Origin of the sequence: Cryobacterium sp., assembly GCF_026786305.1 — a bacterium.
Taxonomy (GTDB): Bacteria; Actinomycetota; Actinomycetes; order Actinomycetales; family Microbacteriaceae; genus Cryobacterium.
Genome location: NZ_JAJAYI010000096.1, coordinates 1 through 16,783, shown reverse-complemented (window position 1 = coordinate 16,783; position 16,783 = coordinate 1). Strand labels below are relative to the sequence as shown.

The 16,783-nt window shown below is 63.4% G+C and carries 12 protein-coding genes; 4 read left to right on the top strand and 8 right to left on the bottom strand.

Annotated elements, in window-relative coordinates; genetic code table 11:
• Positions 1 to 257: 257 nt before the first annotated feature.
• The 8 genes from LH475_RS12265 to LH475_RS12230 all read right to left on the bottom strand — a co-directional run bounded on the left by LH475_RS12265 (position 258) and on the right by LH475_RS12230 (position 11,513).
• The gene (locus tag LH475_RS12265) at positions 258 to 1,073 is read right to left on the bottom strand and encodes a cytochrome b/b6 domain-containing protein (RefSeq protein ID WP_297414287.1); all 816 of its coding nucleotides are present in this window, start codon (positions 1,071 to 1,073) and stop codon (positions 258 to 260) included.
• Between the two features lie 734 nt (positions 1,074 to 1,807).
• On the bottom strand, positions 1,808 to 2,794 hold the full coding sequence (locus LH475_RS12260) for an electron transfer flavoprotein subunit alpha/FixB family protein (protein WP_196842676.1): 987 nt from the start codon (positions 2,792 to 2,794) through the stop codon (positions 1,808 to 1,810).
• A gap of 1 nt (position 2,795) precedes the next feature.
• A complete protein-coding gene (locus tag LH475_RS12255) occupies positions 2,796 to 3,569 on the bottom strand; it encodes an electron transfer flavoprotein subunit beta/FixA family protein (protein WP_196842675.1) in 774 nt (257 codons plus the stop codon).
• Between the two features lie 95 nt (positions 3,570 to 3,664).
• Complete coding sequence (locus LH475_RS12250) at positions 3,665 to 4,096, bottom strand: heme-binding protein (RefSeq protein ID WP_196842674.1); 432 nt, start codon at positions 4,094 to 4,096, stop codon at positions 3,665 to 3,667.
• Complete coding sequence (locus LH475_RS12245; protein WP_297414397.1) at positions 4,096 to 5,409, bottom strand: FAD-linked oxidase C-terminal domain-containing protein; 1,314 nt, start codon at positions 5,407 to 5,409, stop codon at positions 4,096 to 4,098. The genes LH475_RS12250 and LH475_RS12245 overlap by 1 nt, the downstream gene beginning before the upstream one ends.
• Before the next feature lie 400 nt (positions 5,410 to 5,809).
• Positions 5,810 to 7,627 carry an L-lactate permease gene (locus tag LH475_RS12240; RefSeq protein WP_196842672.1) on the bottom strand — a complete coding sequence of 606 codons (1,818 nt, stop codon included), beginning with the start codon at positions 7,625 to 7,627 and terminating at the stop codon, positions 5,810 to 5,812.
• 641 nt (positions 7,628 to 8,268) lie between these two features.
• Positions 8,269 to 10,434 carry a malate synthase G gene (locus tag LH475_RS12235; RefSeq protein ID WP_196842767.1) on the bottom strand — a complete coding sequence of 722 codons (2,166 nt, stop codon included), beginning with the start codon at positions 10,432 to 10,434 and terminating at the stop codon, positions 8,269 to 8,271.
• A gap of 311 nt (positions 10,435 to 10,745) precedes the next feature.
• The gene (locus LH475_RS12230) at positions 10,746 to 11,513 is read right to left on the bottom strand and encodes an IclR family transcriptional regulator (protein WP_196842671.1); all 768 of its coding nucleotides are present in this window, start codon (positions 11,511 to 11,513) and stop codon (positions 10,746 to 10,748) included.
• 172 nt (positions 11,514 to 11,685) lie between these two features.
• Here LH475_RS12230 and LH475_RS12225 point away from each other — a divergent pair, with 172 nt between their 5' ends.
• The 4 genes from LH475_RS12225 to LH475_RS12210 all read left to right on the top strand — a co-directional run bounded on the left by LH475_RS12225 (position 11,686) and on the right by LH475_RS12210 (position 16,516).
• A complete protein-coding gene (locus LH475_RS12225) occupies positions 11,686 to 12,510 on the top strand; it encodes a TIM barrel protein (RefSeq protein ID WP_297414281.1) in 825 nt (274 codons plus the stop codon).
• On the top strand, positions 12,507 to 13,385 hold the full coding sequence (locus LH475_RS12220) for a 2-hydroxy-3-oxopropionate reductase (protein ID WP_196842669.1): 879 nt from the start codon (positions 12,507 to 12,509) through the stop codon (positions 13,383 to 13,385). Before LH475_RS12225 ends, LH475_RS12220 begins: the two co-directional genes overlap by 4 nt.
• 141 nt (positions 13,386 to 13,526) lie before the next feature.
• Positions 13,527 to 15,308 (top strand): glyoxylate carboligase, encoded by a 1,782-nt coding sequence (gcl, locus tag LH475_RS12215; protein ID WP_196842668.1) that lies wholly within the window; start codon positions 13,527 to 13,529, stop codon positions 15,306 to 15,308.
• Positions 15,309 to 15,316: 8 nt separating this feature from the next.
• On the top strand, positions 15,317 to 16,516 hold the full coding sequence (locus tag LH475_RS12210) for a glycerate kinase (protein WP_196842667.1): 1,200 nt from the start codon (positions 15,317 to 15,319) through the stop codon (positions 16,514 to 16,516).
• Positions 16,517 to 16,783: the final 267 nt, after the last annotated feature.

Below are 16,783 nucleotides of genomic sequence, written 5' to 3'. Positions count from 1 at the left end.
ATACTGCGGGCCGCGTCACTGTTCGCAGAGCCAGCCGCCAGGTAGCGACACTAATACGTCAGGATCGTCGGAAGAAACGGCTCCCCCGCCAATGCAAACCAGCACGCCGAACCAGTCGGCCACATGGGCCCCGCTCTCCACTCGACGTCCCAAACCGACGTTGACCATCCTCACGGCCCTGTATGACACCAATCTAAACCACCACCCCGACACCGGCCGCAGGTGCGACTGAGTGCACCAGACTAATCAGGAGCCCTCTAGCGGCCGACGCGACCGAACAAGGATGCGATGGGGGCGATGACGAGTGGTCGTGCGGCGAAAATGCTGCCGGCAATGACGAGGAGCGAGGCGGCGAAAATCCAGAATCCCGTCCAGTTCACGACGTCCTGTCCGGCGTACATGTGATTCAGGTTCCGCAGCGCACCGGTGGCGAGGACCAGGGTGACATGGAAGATGATGAAGACCACGAAGTAGAGCATCACCGGGAAGTGGATCGCGCGTGCCATCTCGATCGTGTAGACCCTGTTCAGCCGCGGAGTGTTTTTTGGCCACAGTCCCGACATTCGAACACCCGTCGCGGCCGCTAGGGGTGCGGCGAGGAATACTGTAGCGAAGTAGGTCAGCTGTTGCAGACTGTTGTAGTTGACCCAGCCGTTCTCAGTGGGCCAGTCAAGCGACACGTACTGCAGCCCGGCTGAGAGTGCGTTTGGGAACACCTCCCAGCTGGTCGGCACGATCCGTACCCATTGCCCGGTGGCGAGAAGCAGCACCACGAAGATGGCGCCGTTGAGCAGCCACAGCAGGTCAAGGGACTGGTGGAACCAGATCGTCAGGCTTATCTTTCGCTCCGGGTTCCATTTGGGCGTCCAGAAGACTGTCGGTCGCGTCTCAGTGCGGATCCGGAAGCCCGAGCGGATGACGAGCACCAGCAGGAACACGTTGAAGAAGTGCGCCCAGCTCAGCCACCACGGGATGCCCACGGGCGCCCACTCGGGCAGATGATATTCACCTGGATAGTCGGTGAGGAAGCTCTGCAGGGGATCAGTGGTGAGCAGCCACCGCACGATCAGCACGGCTAACGCTCCGAGCCCAAGGAGGCTGCCTCCTCCCATGACTGCGATGCCCGCCCACTGTGGGAGAGTGCGGCCGCGGAAGCGGCGCCGCTCGCGACGTGGTTCCCGGGGTGGGAGACGGTACGAGCGACTAGGCGGCCCCGGTTTCGCGTTCGTTTCGGGCGCGACGATCGGCTCTGCTGCCGTGATGGTGGGTGCCGGTTCGTCGGCCACCGGTGCGGGGGTGATCGTGGGAACGGCTCGACGCGGTGGCCAGGGATCCCCTCCGGGAGTCCTGGCCAGCCCGCGACGCTGCAGCACTACATCAGCGTCGTCGTGATCAGGCCGAGGCGATACAGGTGGTCGGGCAGAAGCAACCGTACTACTCGTCACGATGCTGTTCTCGACTGCTGGCACTGTCGAGGCAACGGTCGTGGCAACGGTCGTGGGCGGCTCGGCCTCCTCCACACAGGAGGTGTCAGCGCCGGTTGCTATGGGCATTGGCGCGTACTGGTCGGGCCACGGATCGCCACCGGCGACTCGTGGCAGTCCGCGGCGAACGCGACGGACTGCACCCCAGGCTGAATCCGCCCCCGAAGGGACAGCTTCGGTCGCGGCCGAGGCTCCGATAGCGGAGACCTGTGCGGTATCGAGCGGAGCGTGGTCTGCGCGGAGGGGTGGCCATGGTTGCCCGCCACTGACTCGGGGCAGCCCTCGGCGTTGGAGGCGCGCTGTCTGGGGGGAAGCCACGGTCCTTAGTCCTTTGTCGCGATCAGGGCGGAAACCAGCTGCGGCACAACGGTGAAGAGGTCACCAACCACGCCGAAGTCGGCGATCTCGAAGATCAGCGCTTCAGGATCCTTGTTGATCGCGACGATCGTTTTCGCGGTCTGCATTCCGGCACGGTGTTGAATCGCGCCCGATATCCCCAGCGCGATGTAAAGCTGCGGCGAGACGGATACGCCGGTCTGACCGACCTGATACGAATGCGGCACGTACCCGGAATCGACGGCAACTCGGGAGGCTCCCACGGCAGCCCCGAGGACATCGGCAAGTTGTTCGACCAGGGCGAAATCCTCGGCGGAACCCACACCGCGGCCCCCGGCAACCACGCGGGTTGCGCCACGAAGTGATGGGCGAGACGATTTCGCCGGCTCCGGGGCGAAAGACACGATCGTCGCCGCTCGGCGGCCGGTTCCGACGTACTCGAGAGATTCGATTATCGGGTTCGCTGCAGCGGCGCGGTCCTCGACTCCGCCTTCCCTGATCGTGACCACCGGTGTGCCGAACGTGACCGCTGAGTCCACGTCGTAGGCTCCGCCGTAGACAGAATGGTGGACGATGATCCCCTCGTCGTCACAGTCGACACCGACGGCGTCCACCGCAAGCGCGTTCTGGGTGCGGACTGCAAAACGGCCGGCGACATCGCGACCCTCGATCGAGTTGGAGATCAGAACCGCGGACGGGTTCACGCGTTCGTACGCTAAGACAAGTCCGTCGACAATGTGAGCGGCCAACACCGAGTCCACCTCAGGTGTTTCGGCAACCAAGACTCGCTGGGCGCCCTGCACACCGGCTGCCATTGCGGCATCCTGGCCGTGCCCGGGGCGAGTGATGATGACCGCGACCGGGGTGCCGATTCGTGCGGCGGCACCCAGCAGTTCGGCCGCGCTGGTGGCGAGTTCACCCGTGGACGATACGTCGAGAAGGACGAGAATAGGGTCAATAGTAAGCTCAGTCATTTCACACCAACCGGTTCTGGACGAGGTACTCCGCGAGCTGCTGGCCCGCGTTGCCTTCGTCGACGATCTTGAGGCCCGCGCTTCGGGCGGGCCTCGCCGAGACGGCGACTACTATCGATCGGGGAAGATCGGCATCCGAGTCGATATTGAGGTCCGCGAGGTCGACGGTGACGATCGATTTCTTCTTCGACGCCATGATGCCCTTGAAGCCCGGGAAACGAGCGTCGGGATGCCTCTCGGTGATTGAAACGATGGCCGGCAATGAGGCGGTAAGGGTGATCGTTCCGCCGCTAGTCTCTCGTTCTCCGCCAATATCCGTCTCAGAAATCTCAAGGCTATTCAGAGCTGTGGCGTGGGCAATGCCGAGGCGCTCTGCGAGCATGGCAGGAATCACTCCAGCGTTGCCGTCCGTGGATACATCGCCTGCGATGATGAGATCGAAGCCGATGCGTTCGGCCGCTTTCGCGAGGGCCTCCGCCGTGAGCGTCAAATCGGCACCGCGCAATGCGTCATCAAGTACGTGGAACCCGCTGGTGGCTCCCATGGCGAGGGCCTTTCGGAGGGAAGTCGGAACGGCTTGTGGCCCAATCGTCAGGACCGTGACTTCGGTGTCGGGGTGGGACTCGGCGTAGGAGACGGCGACTTCGACCGCGCGCTCGCCGATCTCGTCGAGAACACGGTCATTGGCCTCGCGATCAGCGAGCCCGGTCTCCAGGTTCAGCCGGCGTTCCGCATAGGTGTCGGGCACCTCTTTCACCAGAACTACGATCTTCATTCTGGACCCTCCCATCTCTTGCTACCTTGAAGTGTCGTGGGGGCCAGCGCGTGTGTGCGTGCTGCTGGCAATAGCGGCGGGGGTACCGCCGGCAACTACGCGTCTACCGGAACAGGGTCAGCGCCGAGCGCCTTGAGGACGGCGGCCGCGATTTGGGCGTCTTGGTGCGGTGCGCCTCCTGCGACGCCGAGACCGCCGGTGTGCAGCCCGTCGAAGCCGAGGGGCACTCCCCCGGCGACGTTCGTCAGCAGGCCGCCGCTGCCGTGCTCGAGCGCGACCGCAAGTTCGGGAGGCAGGAGCGCACTCGGGCGGCGCGTCGAGCCGCCGGTGTTCGCCTTGCGCCGGCTGGTCTCAACACTGTGCGGGGTCGTGCCGTCAGCGCGCCCGTAAGCCACCAGGGCAAGGCTCGGATCGACGACGGTCGCAGAGACACGTACGCCCACCTTGGCACCTTCCTCAATCGCGAGAGCGACTGCGCGTGCAGCCGTCTCGTAGGCGATCGTCGGGATCTCGAGGTGGTGCGTCATTAGCGTGCCTCGCGGTGTTCGAAGACGGCTCCCGGGTTGAGGATGCCTTGAGGGTCTAGCGCCTTCTTGATTCGGTGGTTGAGTTCGAGGACATCCTCACCGAGGTATTCGGCCAGCCAGGGGAGCTTCAGCCGACCGACGCCGTGTTCGCCGGTGATCGTGCCGCCCAGCTGGATAGCGAGATCCATCACTTCGCCGTAGGCGATGTGTGCGCGCTGCCGTTGCAAGTCGTCCGTCGGGTCCAGCAGGAGCAACGGGTGCGTGTTGCCATCGCCGGCGTGTGCGATGACGGCGATGGTGACGTCACGGTTCTTGCTGATCTGTTCGATTCCGCTGACGAGGTCGCCGAGGCGCGGTAGCGGTACGCCGACGTCTTCCAGGAGCAGTGCACCGAGCTTCTCCACGGCCGGGATCGCCATGCGCCTGGCCACGATGAACGCTTCGCCCTCATCAGGGTCGTCGGTGGAGTAGCACTCGGTTGCGCCGTGCTGGTTGCAGATGTCCTCAATGAGGCCAATCTCCACGGCGGCGTGTCCGGCAGGCTCGTCAGACTGAGCGATGAGCATCGCGGCCGCGTCCCGGTCGAGTCCCATCCGAGTGGTGTCCTCGACGGCGTTGATCGTGACGCGGTCCATAAATTCGAGCATCGAGGGACGCATCGAGCGCGTGATCGCGAGAACGGCGTCGGTCGCACTGCCCAGGGTCGGGAACGTGGCGACTAGAGTGGTCGGCTGTCTCTGCTCCGGGATGAGCCGCAACAGAACCTCCGTGATTACCCCGAGCGTGCCCTCGCTCCCGACGAAAAGCTTCGTCAGAGAGAGTCCGGCGACATCCTTCAGTCGCGCCCCGCCAAGCCGGACAGCCCGGCCGTCGCCGAGGACGACGGTCATTCCGAGTACGTAGTCGGTGGTGACCCCGTACTTTACACAGCACAGGCCTCCGGCGTTCGTAGCGACGTTTCCGCCAATCGAGCAGATCTCGTACGAGGACGGGTCCGGCGGATACCACAGCCCGTGAGCTGCCGCAGCGGCTTTCACCTCAGCGTTGAACGCCCCTGGCCCGGCCACGGCCGTGCGTGTAACCGGATCAATCTCAATGCTCTTCATGCGATCTAGAGAGAGGACGATTCCTCCCTGGACAGCGGTGCTCCCTCCGGAGAGACCCGAGCCGGCACCGCGCGGGACGACAGGCGTTCCCGTTTCAGCGGCGTACCGCACCACGGTCTGCACTTCTTCGGTCGAAGTGACACGGACGACAGCGAGAGGGATACCAGCATTGGGATCATTGGCTCGATCCCAACGATACGCATCCATGCTGGCCGGGTCGGTAATAACACTTCCTGGTGGTAGCGAGCTCACGAGGTCGTCGAGGGTTTGCGCGTCATTGCGAATCATCTGGAGCGGTCCTTTCTTGACCGGGAATAAAAGCAATCTACCATCAGTCAGCATTAAAATGAAAGTATTTTTCCAGATTGTGGAATAAATGTGTCGCAGGCGTTCCCAGGCGGCCGGTCGAGGCGTTCGACAACAGATCCAAGTGGGGGCGTTCTAGCCCACCGGACCCTCAGCACGCGGCACGTGCGAGCTGAACCTGACCCCTAACACCGTCACGCTCTACGCGCGCTCTCGAACTACTCGGCATAGATCTGCCGGCGCTGACCTGGCGACACTAGAAGGGGCGGCAGCGGCGCATCCACTGTCGCCCCCTTGTGCGTCAGGGCCGTTCTGCGGTGACGCTAGACGCGCTGGGTTCTGGTGAGAGAACCGCCGCCTTCTGGCGCAGCATCCAGCGCACAATGAGGGCCAAGGCGATCACGAGCACTGCGAGCATGATCGTGCCGAGGTTGAATCCGAGGCCGTAGATGAATATGAGCGACAGCGACCCGGCAGCCACGCAGTAATAGAGGGTGACGAGGAACGTCTTGCGTAACAGATCTCCCTCGCGCCCCAGCAGGCCAACCGTCGCAGAAGCTGCGACGATGTTGTGAATGGCGATCGGGTTGCCGCCGGCACCACCCACCGCCTGCGCGGCAACGACCTGCTCCGGGCTGACTCCAATGGCATTGCCCGTGGAGAACTGGAACTGCGAGAACGTGAGGTTCGACACCGTGTTGGAACCGGCCACGAATGCGCCGAGTGCGCCAATGAAAGGCGCAATGAAAGGCCACGCACTTCCGGAGATGGCCGCCGCTCCCTCGGCCAGCGTCACAGGCATGCTTGAGAGACCCGAAGCGTTGAGGTCGGGTCCCGATTGGATCAGCACACGCACCAGAGGTACCGCAAAGAGTAACGCCACGGCGGTTCCCGCAAGCTGTCTGCCGGAAACCTTCCATGTCTCGCGAATCTGTTTGCCACTCATTCGATGGAGTGGGTAGGCGAAGAGCGCCGCCAGGATCAACAGAAACGCTGGAGAGTAGAAGGGCTGCACTGCCGTGGAAATGTCGGTGCCCAGGATGTTGTTGAACGGAATCGCGACGCCGGTGAGAATCTCTTTCACCGGAGCGATAACCCGGCTGCCGACAAGCAGCACGGCCATGAGAACGTAGGGAGCCCATGCGCTCACGATGCTCATCCGTTTCTCGGTTCCGTCGGACGCCGCTTTCGCGGGTTCCATCGTCCCCATCCACCGCGGGCTCCAACTGGCGCGTGGGCCAAAGTCGAAGATCCTCTTGGGCATGAGAAACCCACGGCTCGAGGTGAACATCACGAGTATCAACCCGAAAAGGCCACCAAACAGCGAAGGGAATTCCGGCCCGAGAAACCGGGCTACGAGAACGGACGGCACGGTCATCGCGAGCGAGGCGTAGATCGCAAACGGCCAGATCGCCAACCCGTCTCGGAATTTGCGCTCTGGTCCGAAGAATCCCGTGAGCATGCAGACCAGAATGAGCGGAATGAGTATCCCCACAATCGCATGCATAAATGCCACCTGGAATCCAATCGACGCCACGAACTCGGGCATCGTGACACCGAGTACGGATATACGTTCCGCTACCGCCGGGTCACCGCCGAGACCACCGCCGACTCCCACAATGATGGGCGTTCCCACCGCACCGAAGCTCACCGGTGTGCTTTGAATTATGAGGCCCACCATGACGGCGGCCATTGCAGGAAACCCCAGGGCGAGCAGCAACGGCGCAATGACGGCTGCCGGCGTGCCGAAGCCCGAGGCACCCTCAATGAAACTACCGAAGAGCCAGCCGATGATGATCGCCTGGATCCGACGGTCCGGTGAGATGTTGTTGAAGCCCGCCCGAATGGTAGCCATCGCCCCTCCGACCGTGAGTGTCGAGAGCAGCAGGAGTGCCCCGAAGACGATGTAGAGCAGGGTCGCGGCAGTGATGACACCCTCAAGGGAAGCAGCGGCAACTCCCCGAATGTCCATTTTCCAGACTGTGAGGGCCACGATTACGGCGATGACATAGCCCAACGGCATGGCATATTTGGCGGGCCAGCGAAATCCAGCGAGCAGTACACCCACCACCAGAATTGGTGCCAGCGCTAGAAGGCTGAGCACAGCAAGATTGTCCACGATTAGGTCCTCTCTGACCAAGTTTCGTATGATGGAATTTTATTTCTGTCTTGTGGACGCAATTCTAAACGCGGTCGACGCTCACGGTCAATGGATGTGGCATCTTTAGGCTCAGGTCACGCTGCAGCTCACATCATCGCCTGGCGCATCACGACGCCTGGTGCGAAATGGTGCGGTCACTGCCACTGTCCCAAGACAGTCCACGACGACCTCAGCGTGGCATGGGACGACGACTGCTTCGGCCTCGAGAGCGTCGAGAGCGGCACCGACCGCGCAGCGCAATCAGCGGGTGGCTGGAGTCGCCGTAAACTTTCCCCGACGAACCACGGCGTCGACACACGGCGTCGACCCAACGGACGTCGACCCAACGGACTCCAACCTCAGCCACATTGGCCGAGTCCGCGGCCGTAGCCGAATGACTTGCGCCCGGCTGAAAGTGGTGCCCGACGCTCATCGTGCGGGCCGGCTTCGATGAAAGAAAGCAGGACGTCGGCAGAGCGGAAGAGGTTCACGTCAGCATTCGAGAGAGCTGGAACGCGTCAACACGGCCACCGATCGACGCATTGACCGTCACCTCGCCGGCACGGCACGCCTGTGCCTACACCCGATTCCTCAGTCTCCGTTCCTGCGCGCCGTCTCGCTTACGCCTGCTGAGCCTTCTTGGCACGCCGGATCCGGTGCAGGATGGGCTCGGTGTAGCCGCTCGGCGAGGACGCCCCCTCGATGATGAGCTGCCGGGCCGCCTGAAAGGCGAGGCCCGGACCGGCCGGACCGATTAGGGTTTCATAGAAGGGGACGTCCGCGTTTTGCCTATCGACAACGGCCGCGAGCCGCACGAGGCTCGCGTCCACCTCCGACTCGGTGATGACGTCGTGGGCTAGCCAATTCGCCAGGAGTTGACTGGAGATGCGCAGTGTCGCTCGGTCTTCCATGAGCCCAACACCATGGATGTCCGGGACCTTGGAACACCCGACTCCCTGGTCGACCCATCGGACGACATAGCCGAGGATCGACTGAACGTTGTTGTCGAGCTCAGTCAGGCGTTCGTCACCGGGTTTCTGTTCGGCGAGCGGGATAACGAGGATCGGGTCGAGCGCCTGGCGCACCCGCTTGCCGACTTCCCGCTGACGTTCGGCCACGTCAACTTCGTGATAGTGGATAGCGTGCAGCGTGGCGGCCGTCGGAGACGGCACCCACGCTGTGGTCGCACCGGACCGGGGATGCACGACCTTCTGCTCAAGCATGTCGTGCATGAGATCGGGCATAGCCCACATGCCCTTACCGATCTGGGCCCGCCCGGGGAATCCCGCCGAGAGTCCAGCGTCCACGTTCGCGTTCTCGTATGCGGCCATGAAGGGCTGAGAGCGCATCGCCCCCTTGGCGACCACTGCGCCTGCGTGCATGGACGTGTGGATCTCGTCGCCGGTGCGATCAAGGAATCCGGTGTTGATGAAGACGATTCGATCGGACGCTGCGTCGATGCAGGCGCGCAAATTGACCGTGGTGCGCCGCTCTTCGTCCATGATGCCCACCTTCAGCGTGCGTGATGGCAGGCCGAGGAGCTGCTCAACCCGCCCAAAGAGATCGACGGTGAACGCGACTTCATCGGGACCGTGCATTTTTGGTTTGACGATGTACATCGAGCCGGCACGCGAGTTGCCGCCGCGGGCTTCTCCGGCAAGATCGGGGAACGAACCGAGTGTGGTTACCACCGCATCAAGGATGCCTTCGAACACCTCGTCGCCGGCGGCATCGCGCACCGTGTCGGTGGTCATCAGGTGGCCGACGGTGCGCACCAAAAGAAGAGCCCTACCGTGCAACGTCACGGCGCCACCGTCCGGCGCGGTATAAACCCGGTCGCCGTTCATCGTTCGCATGAATGTGCCGCCGCTCTTGCTGACGGTTTCGCTAAGCGTGCCACGCATGAGCTCCCGCCAGTTTCGGTATCCGAGAACCTTATCTTCGGCATCGACCGCGGCGACCGAGTCCTCGAGATCCATGATTGTCGTCACTGCGGACTCGAGCACAATGTCTTGAATCCCGGCAGGGTCGGTGCTGCCGATCGCCCCGTCCCGGTCGATGATCACGTCGAGATGCAGGCCGTGGTGACGGAAGAGGACCGATGCCGGCGCTGAAGAATCCCCGGTGTAGCCGATGAGTGCTGACAGCTCCGCGAGAGCAGTGCGCGAGCCGTCCATCAAGGTGACTACGAGGGTACCGTCGCCGATACGATACTCCACGGCGTCGCCGTGTGAGCCTGCTTGGAGCGGGACGGCTTGGTCGAGCAGGGCGCGCCCACGGGCGATTACCTGCTGACCGCGCGCGTGGTTATAAGTGCTCCCGCGGGCGGTTTCGCCGTCTATGGCGATCGCGTCGGTCCCGTAGAGCGCGTCGTAGAGCGAACCCCACCGCGCATTGGCAGCGTTAACGGCGAACCGCGCGTTGAGAAGTGGTACGACGAGTTGCGGACCTGCCTGTGAGGCGATTTCCACATCGACGTTCGAGGTGGTGATGCTGAAATCAGACGGTTCGTCGACAAGGTACCCAATTTCCGTCAGGAACGCCCGATATGAGGCGGGATCCGGCTGACCAGGGTTGGTCTGGTGGAAGGCATCGAGCCGGGCCTGCAACTCCTCCCTCCGACGCAGAAGTTCGCGGTTTCTCGGTGTGAGGTCACGGATCAGCACACTGAGCCCCTGCCAGAAGGCGTCGGCTCGAATGCCGGTCCCCTCGAGGGCCTCGTTCTCGACGAATTCAACGAACGCGGTCGCGATGTCCAGATCCGCTCGACGAACCCGCCCACTCAAATCGGTCGTCTGCGTTGACAGGGGTGTGCTCACTGGTGGACTCCTTGGCGTCGTGGGTCACAACCCCGGCGGCAACGCCGTCGGAGTGAACCCGTGGGTAAGAAAACCGTGGGATTGCTCGCCGCGGCAGTCGCAGCCAAAACACCCGACCGATTCATCCGGGCGGTACTCCGTGGCCGACTGCGTCCAGAGCCAGTATCTCAGCAAACAGAGAATTTTGAAACCGAAATTCCACATAACGGAATAGCTAGGGTCCGCGGCGCGTCACAATCTCGTGATTTCTTTCGTCCCGTCGCGGGCCGAAGGCGCTGTCAGGAGCCCCTATAGGCATTCTCGACGTCGGAAGCGATCAACTCAGCGGTGTGTGTGAGGATGGGGATGGCACGCTCGGCGAAATGCTCATCGACGCGGGTGAGCGGGCCTGAGACCGAAATCGCGGTCAGGCTCGGCATTCCGGGTACCGCTACCGCGAAGCATCGCACGCCGAGTTCCTGCTCGTTGTCGTCGATGGAGTAGCCGCGCGTTCGAATTCGGGAAAGGTCCTCAAGCAGGCGGTCGATGTCGGCGATGCTGTGCATGGTCGGCGTTGGCATTCCTGCACGAGCGACGATCCCTCGCACCTGCGCGTCGTCCAACTGAGCCAGTATTGCTTTGCCGACGCCCGAAGCGTGCGTATGGACTCGGCGGCCCACTTCGGTGAACATACGCATGGAGTGCGCGGACGGCACCTGGGCAACGTAGGTGGCCATGTCGCCGTCCAAGATCGCCATGTTCGCCGTCTCACCGAGTTGCTCGACCACACTCGCCAGGTGCGGTCGCGCCCACGCGCCAAGTTGTCGGCTAGCGACCTCCCCCATTCGGATGAGTCGCGGCCCAAGTCCATAGCGCCGGTTCGGGAGCTGGCGCACGTAGCCCAGAGGCATCAGGGTGCGCAGGAGCCGGTGGATGGTGGGCAGCGGCAGTTCGGCAGCCTCAGCGAGCTGCGAGAGGGACACCTCTTCACGTGCGCTCGTGATCAGCTCCAACAGCTCGAACACTCGCTCGACCGACTGCACACGACCGCTCGCCTTTTCCGCCATGCCTAAACTCCGATTCTCTACTTGTGACATATTCTATCCGCATTGCGGAAGCAATGCGCGGACAGAGGTTGACGCCTTGAGTGCTCTTCACTTAGAATTTCCACCAGGCAAGAAGTAACTTCCACGATTCGGAATCTTCCAATAGTGACAGTCGCTGACGAAGGGATGTCCAATGTCATACACGGTGAACTGCTCTACGCTCCTCACGGAGTTCCCCCTGCTTGAGCGCCCCGCGCGCGCGCAGCAGGCGGGATTCCCAGCGGTGGAGTTCTGGTGGCCATTCAGCACCGCTGTGCCGGATGACGCCGACATCGCTCGATTCGAGAGCGCGATCACTGACGCGGGGGTGCAGCTCACCGGTCTCAACTTCTTCGCCGGAGACATGCCCGGCGGCGACCGCGGGCTTGTCTCCTGGCCCGCGCGCTCATCCGAGTTCCGCGACAACATCGACGTGGTCGTCGCGATCGGTGAGAAGCTCGGTTGCCGCTCCTTCAATGCCCTCTACGGCAACCGTATCGCCGAGGAGGCGCCGGAGGCTCAAGACGAGACCGCCGTCGAGAACCTCTCGATCGCCGCAGCGGCCGTCGCCCGGATCGGCGGAACAGTGCTGCTGGAGCCGGTCAGTGGCGCCCCCGATTACCCCCTGCTGACCGCCGATGACGCGCTCCGGGTGATCGGTCGGGTCGCAGCGGCCTCCGCCGCGGAGAACGTAAAGCTGCTGGCCGACTTCTACCACCTCGCCGTCAACGGCGACGACGTTGCCGCGGTCATCGAAGAGCACGCCGCGGAGTTCGGCCACATCCAGATCGCCGACAACCCCGGTCGCGGTGCTCCCGGTACCGGCGAACTCCACCTCGACGCATGGATCGCTCGCAGCCGCGAACTTGGCTACGAGGGGTTCATCGGCCTGGAGTACAAACAGTTGACGGATACCGCCTTCGACTGGATCCCGCGCGCAGCGCGCACCCCTCTAACGCGAGAAAAGGAAGAGCAATGAGCAACGTCTCTGTCATCGGGCTCGGCATCATGGGCCTGCCCATGGCCATCAACCTCGTCAAGGCTGGACACACCGTCACGGGTTTCAACCGCAGCCCAGCACGCCTTGACGCCCTCATCACGGCCGGCGGACACGGCGCAACGAGTGTCGCCGAGGCAGCCCGGGGCGCAGATGTCGTCATCACTATGGTGCCCGACTCCCCCGACGTCGAAGGCGTCGTCAGCGGTTCGGACGGCGTCTTCGCCACCGCAGCCCCCGGCACGCTCTGGATCGACGCCAGCACCATCCGTCCCGACGTCGCGAAGCGGCTCGCCGAGAACGCTGCGACTGCCGGGTTGCGGCCGCTCGATGCGCCCGTCTCCGGCGGTGAGCAGGGAGCCATCGACGGGGTGCTGTCGATCATGGTCGGCGGAGATTCCGCCGACTTCGATGCCGCCCAGGATGTCCTCGGCGCGGTCGGGAAGACCATCGTCCACGTCGGACCATCAGGCTCCGGACAAACAGTCAAGGCAGCCAATCAGCTCATCGTCGCCGCCAACATCGAGGTTCTCGCCGAAGCGATCGCCTTCCTCGAAGCACACGGGGTCGACCTCGACGCCGCGCTGACCGTCCTCGGCGGAGGCCTGGCGGGGTCCAAGGTTCTTGAGCAGAAGGGCACGAAGATGGTCAAGCGCGACTTCGAGCCTGGTTTCCGCCTCGCCCTTCATCACAAGGACCTGGGCATCGTTACGGCCGCTTCCCGCGAAGCGGGCGTCATCATCCCCCTCGGTGCCGTCGTCGCACAGCTGGTCGCCGCCACCGTCAACCAGGGCGATGGCGCACTCGACCACTCGGGACTGTTCAAGCAGGTCCTCCATCTCTCCGGCCGCAGCTAGCCGCGCGCCGGCACCCTCTACGAGAACGAACCGAAAAAGCACGCTCTCGCCACTTGACAAAAACATAGGGGCACCCTCCCCTAATCGACGGCATCCGGCCCTGATGGAAACCGCAGAATCTCTTCGAAGGAGTACCACCTCATGACTAAAATGCGCACTGTAGACGCCGCCGTTCTGATCCTGGAAAAGGAAAGGGCCACCGAGGCATTCGGCCTTCCAGGTGCGGCCATCAACCCGTTCTACTCAGCGATGAAAGCCCACGGCGGTATCCGCCACACGCTCGCCCGCCACATGGAGGGCGCTTCCCACATGGCCGACGGGTTCTCCCGAGCGGTCGCAGGCAATATCGGCATCTGCATCGGTACATCCGGCCCCGCCGGCACCGACATGATCACCGGCCTCTACGCCGCCTGGGCCGACTCCATTCCAATCCTGTGCATCACCGGGCAAGCCCCCGTCGCGAAGCTGCACAAGGAGGACTTCCAGGCTGTGGACATCGAGTCCATCGCCAAGCCCGTCACCAAGCTCGCCATGACTGTCCGCGAACCCGGCCAGATCCCCGGCGCTTTCCAAAAGGCGTTCCAGCTCATGCGCTCGGGACGACCCGGACCAGTGCTCCTTGATCTTCCAATCGACGTGCAGCTTGCCCAGATCGAATTCGACATCGACGCCTACGAGCCCCTGCCCGTCGAAAAGCCCAGGGCCAACCGCACCCAGCTGCAGAAGGCCCTCAACCTCCTCACGGCCTCCGAACGGCCTCTCATCATCGCCGGTGGCGGCGTCATCAACGCGAACGCGTCCGCGCAGCTGGTCGAACTCGCCGAGACCCTCGGCGTTCCAGTCGTGCCTACCCTCATGGGCTGGGGAGCGATTCCCGACGACCACCCGCTCATGGCGGGACTGGTCGGCCTGCAGACATCCCACCGCTACGGGAACGCGAGCCTGCTGGCATCGGACTTCGTCATCGGGATCGGCAACAGGTGGGCGAACCGCCACACGGGAGGTCTGGACACCTACACTGCCGGTCGCACCTTCGTGCACATCGACATCGAACCGACCCAGATCGGACGTGTGTTCGCGCCTCATCTCGGGATCACCTCCGATGCCGGTGCGGCGCTGGACGGGCTGCTCGAGCTCGCCCGGGAACGCAGCACTGCCGGCAACCTGCCGAACTACTCCGACTGGGCAGCGGAGTGCGCCGAGCGCACCGCGACGCTTCACCGCAAGACCCATTTCGACAATATGCCGATTAAGCCCCAGCGGGTATACGAAGAGATGAACAAGGCATTTGACAAGGACACTGTCTACGTGAGCACCATCGGGCTGTCGCAGATTGCCGCCGCCCAATTTTTGCATGTCTTTGGTCCTCGCAAGTGGATCAACGCGGCCCAGGCCGGACCCCTCGGGTGGACCCTCCCCGCAGCCCTCGGCGTAGTCCGCGCCAACCCCAACGGCACCGTCGTCGCGATCTCCGGCGACTACGACTTTCAGTTCATGATCGAAGAACTCGCCGTCGGTGCCCAGTTCAATCTGCCTTACATCCATGTCGTTGTGAACAACTCTTACCTGGGACTCATCCGCCAGGCGCAACGCGGCTTCGACATGGATCACCACGTCTCCCTCGCTTTTGAGAACATAAACTCCCCCGAAACCAACGGATACGGCGTTGATCACATTGCCGTCGCCGAGGGACTCGGTTGCAAGGCCATCCGTGTGCAAGACCCGAACCTGCTCGGACAGGCTTTTGAAGCGGCCCACGCGCTGATGGAGGAGCACCGGGTGCCGATTGTGGTCGAAGTGATTCTGGAACGCATCACCAATATCTCCATGGCCGCCGCCGAGATCGACTCGGTCAACGAATTTGAAGAGCTCGCCGTGACCGAAGAAGACGCGCCGACCGCGAACCTCAGGGTTCGGGTTTAGACGTCATCATGCGCGTCGTCATCGCCCCCGACAAGTTCAAGGGTTCGCTCTCCGCGCCTGAGGTCGCACAGCATCTGGCTGTGGGACTTCGAACTTCTGCCGCAAGTCTCGGCTACCCGATCGACGTACTCTCTATTCCCGTGGCCGACGGTGGTGAAGGCACCGTCGATGCCGCCGTCGGCGCAGGCTTTCAACGTCGCACCGCGACTGTCACCGGGCCGACCGGACGATTGATTCAGGCAGCATTCGCCGTACGCGGTTCGGAAGCCGTCATCGAAATGGCCGCCGCCTCCGGACTCGGCGTCCTCCCGGACGGCATCCCGGCCCCGCTCAGCGCAACCAGCCGAGGAACCGGCGAACTCATCCGCGCCGCGCTGGACGCTGGATGCCGGCACATCGTCCTGGCCATCGGCGGCAGCGCAAGCACCGACGGCGGATCCGGGGTGCTCCGCGGACTCGGAGCCCGCTTCCTCGACTCGCGGTTCCTCCACGCCGACGGGGCCGAGATCCCGGGCGGTGGCGGCTTTCTCGCCGGATTGGATCGCATCGACCTGTCAGGCCTGGATGACCGTCTGCGGGAGACGAGCATCGTGCTCGCCACAGATGTCGACAATCCGCTCCTCGGCGCGCGCGGCGCCGCCGCAGTCTTCGGCCCGCAAAAGGGTGCCTCCCCCGCCGACATTCTTGACCTCGAAGCTGGGCTCGCGCACTTCGTCACGGTTCTCGGCGAGATCTTCGGCGCGCAGGCCAAGGACGCCGCGAACGCGGCTGGTGCGGGCGCCGCGGGCGGAGTGGGCTACGCGGCCCTCACGGTGCTTGGTGCCACTCGACGCCCAGGCATCGACATCGTCCTGGAGTTCACCGAGCTGAACAGGCGCCTAGCTGGAGCGGATTTGGTGATCACGGGCGAAGGTAGCCTCGACCATCAAAGCCTCGCAGGCAAGACCCCTGTCGGCGTCGCGCGGGCCGCCACCCGAGCAGGAATCCCGGTCATAGCTGTGTGCGGTCGAACCACTCTGGAGCCCCGCGAAGTGCACCTGGCTGGATTTCAGCGAATCTACCCGCTCACTGCCCTGGAGCCGGATCTCGCGGTCAGCATGACCCAGGCGGGGCGACTGCTGGAACAACTCGGCCGACAGATTGGTCGCCACTTCGCACCGAATGGTCCACCAGCCCAGAATTCCGTCCCAGCCCTCGTTGGCGAATGACCCCGTTACCTTGTTCATGTCCCCGGATGGTGTGATTATCGGGGATGTTGGCCCGTCGGGTCCGGCCTGATTATTGCCCCCAGTCGTTGATGATCCGGGGGGGTGTTGTCACCGGATTTGACTGGTGTCAGGTGATCGCTAATAGGGGCCGTACTGAAACCCAGGCCATTCGTAACGTGGATGTGAGACTCGATACCGCGGCGCTGACCAACATAACGGTTCAGAGACGGGAGTAATCATGATTGAGCACTACGACTCCGTGGACGT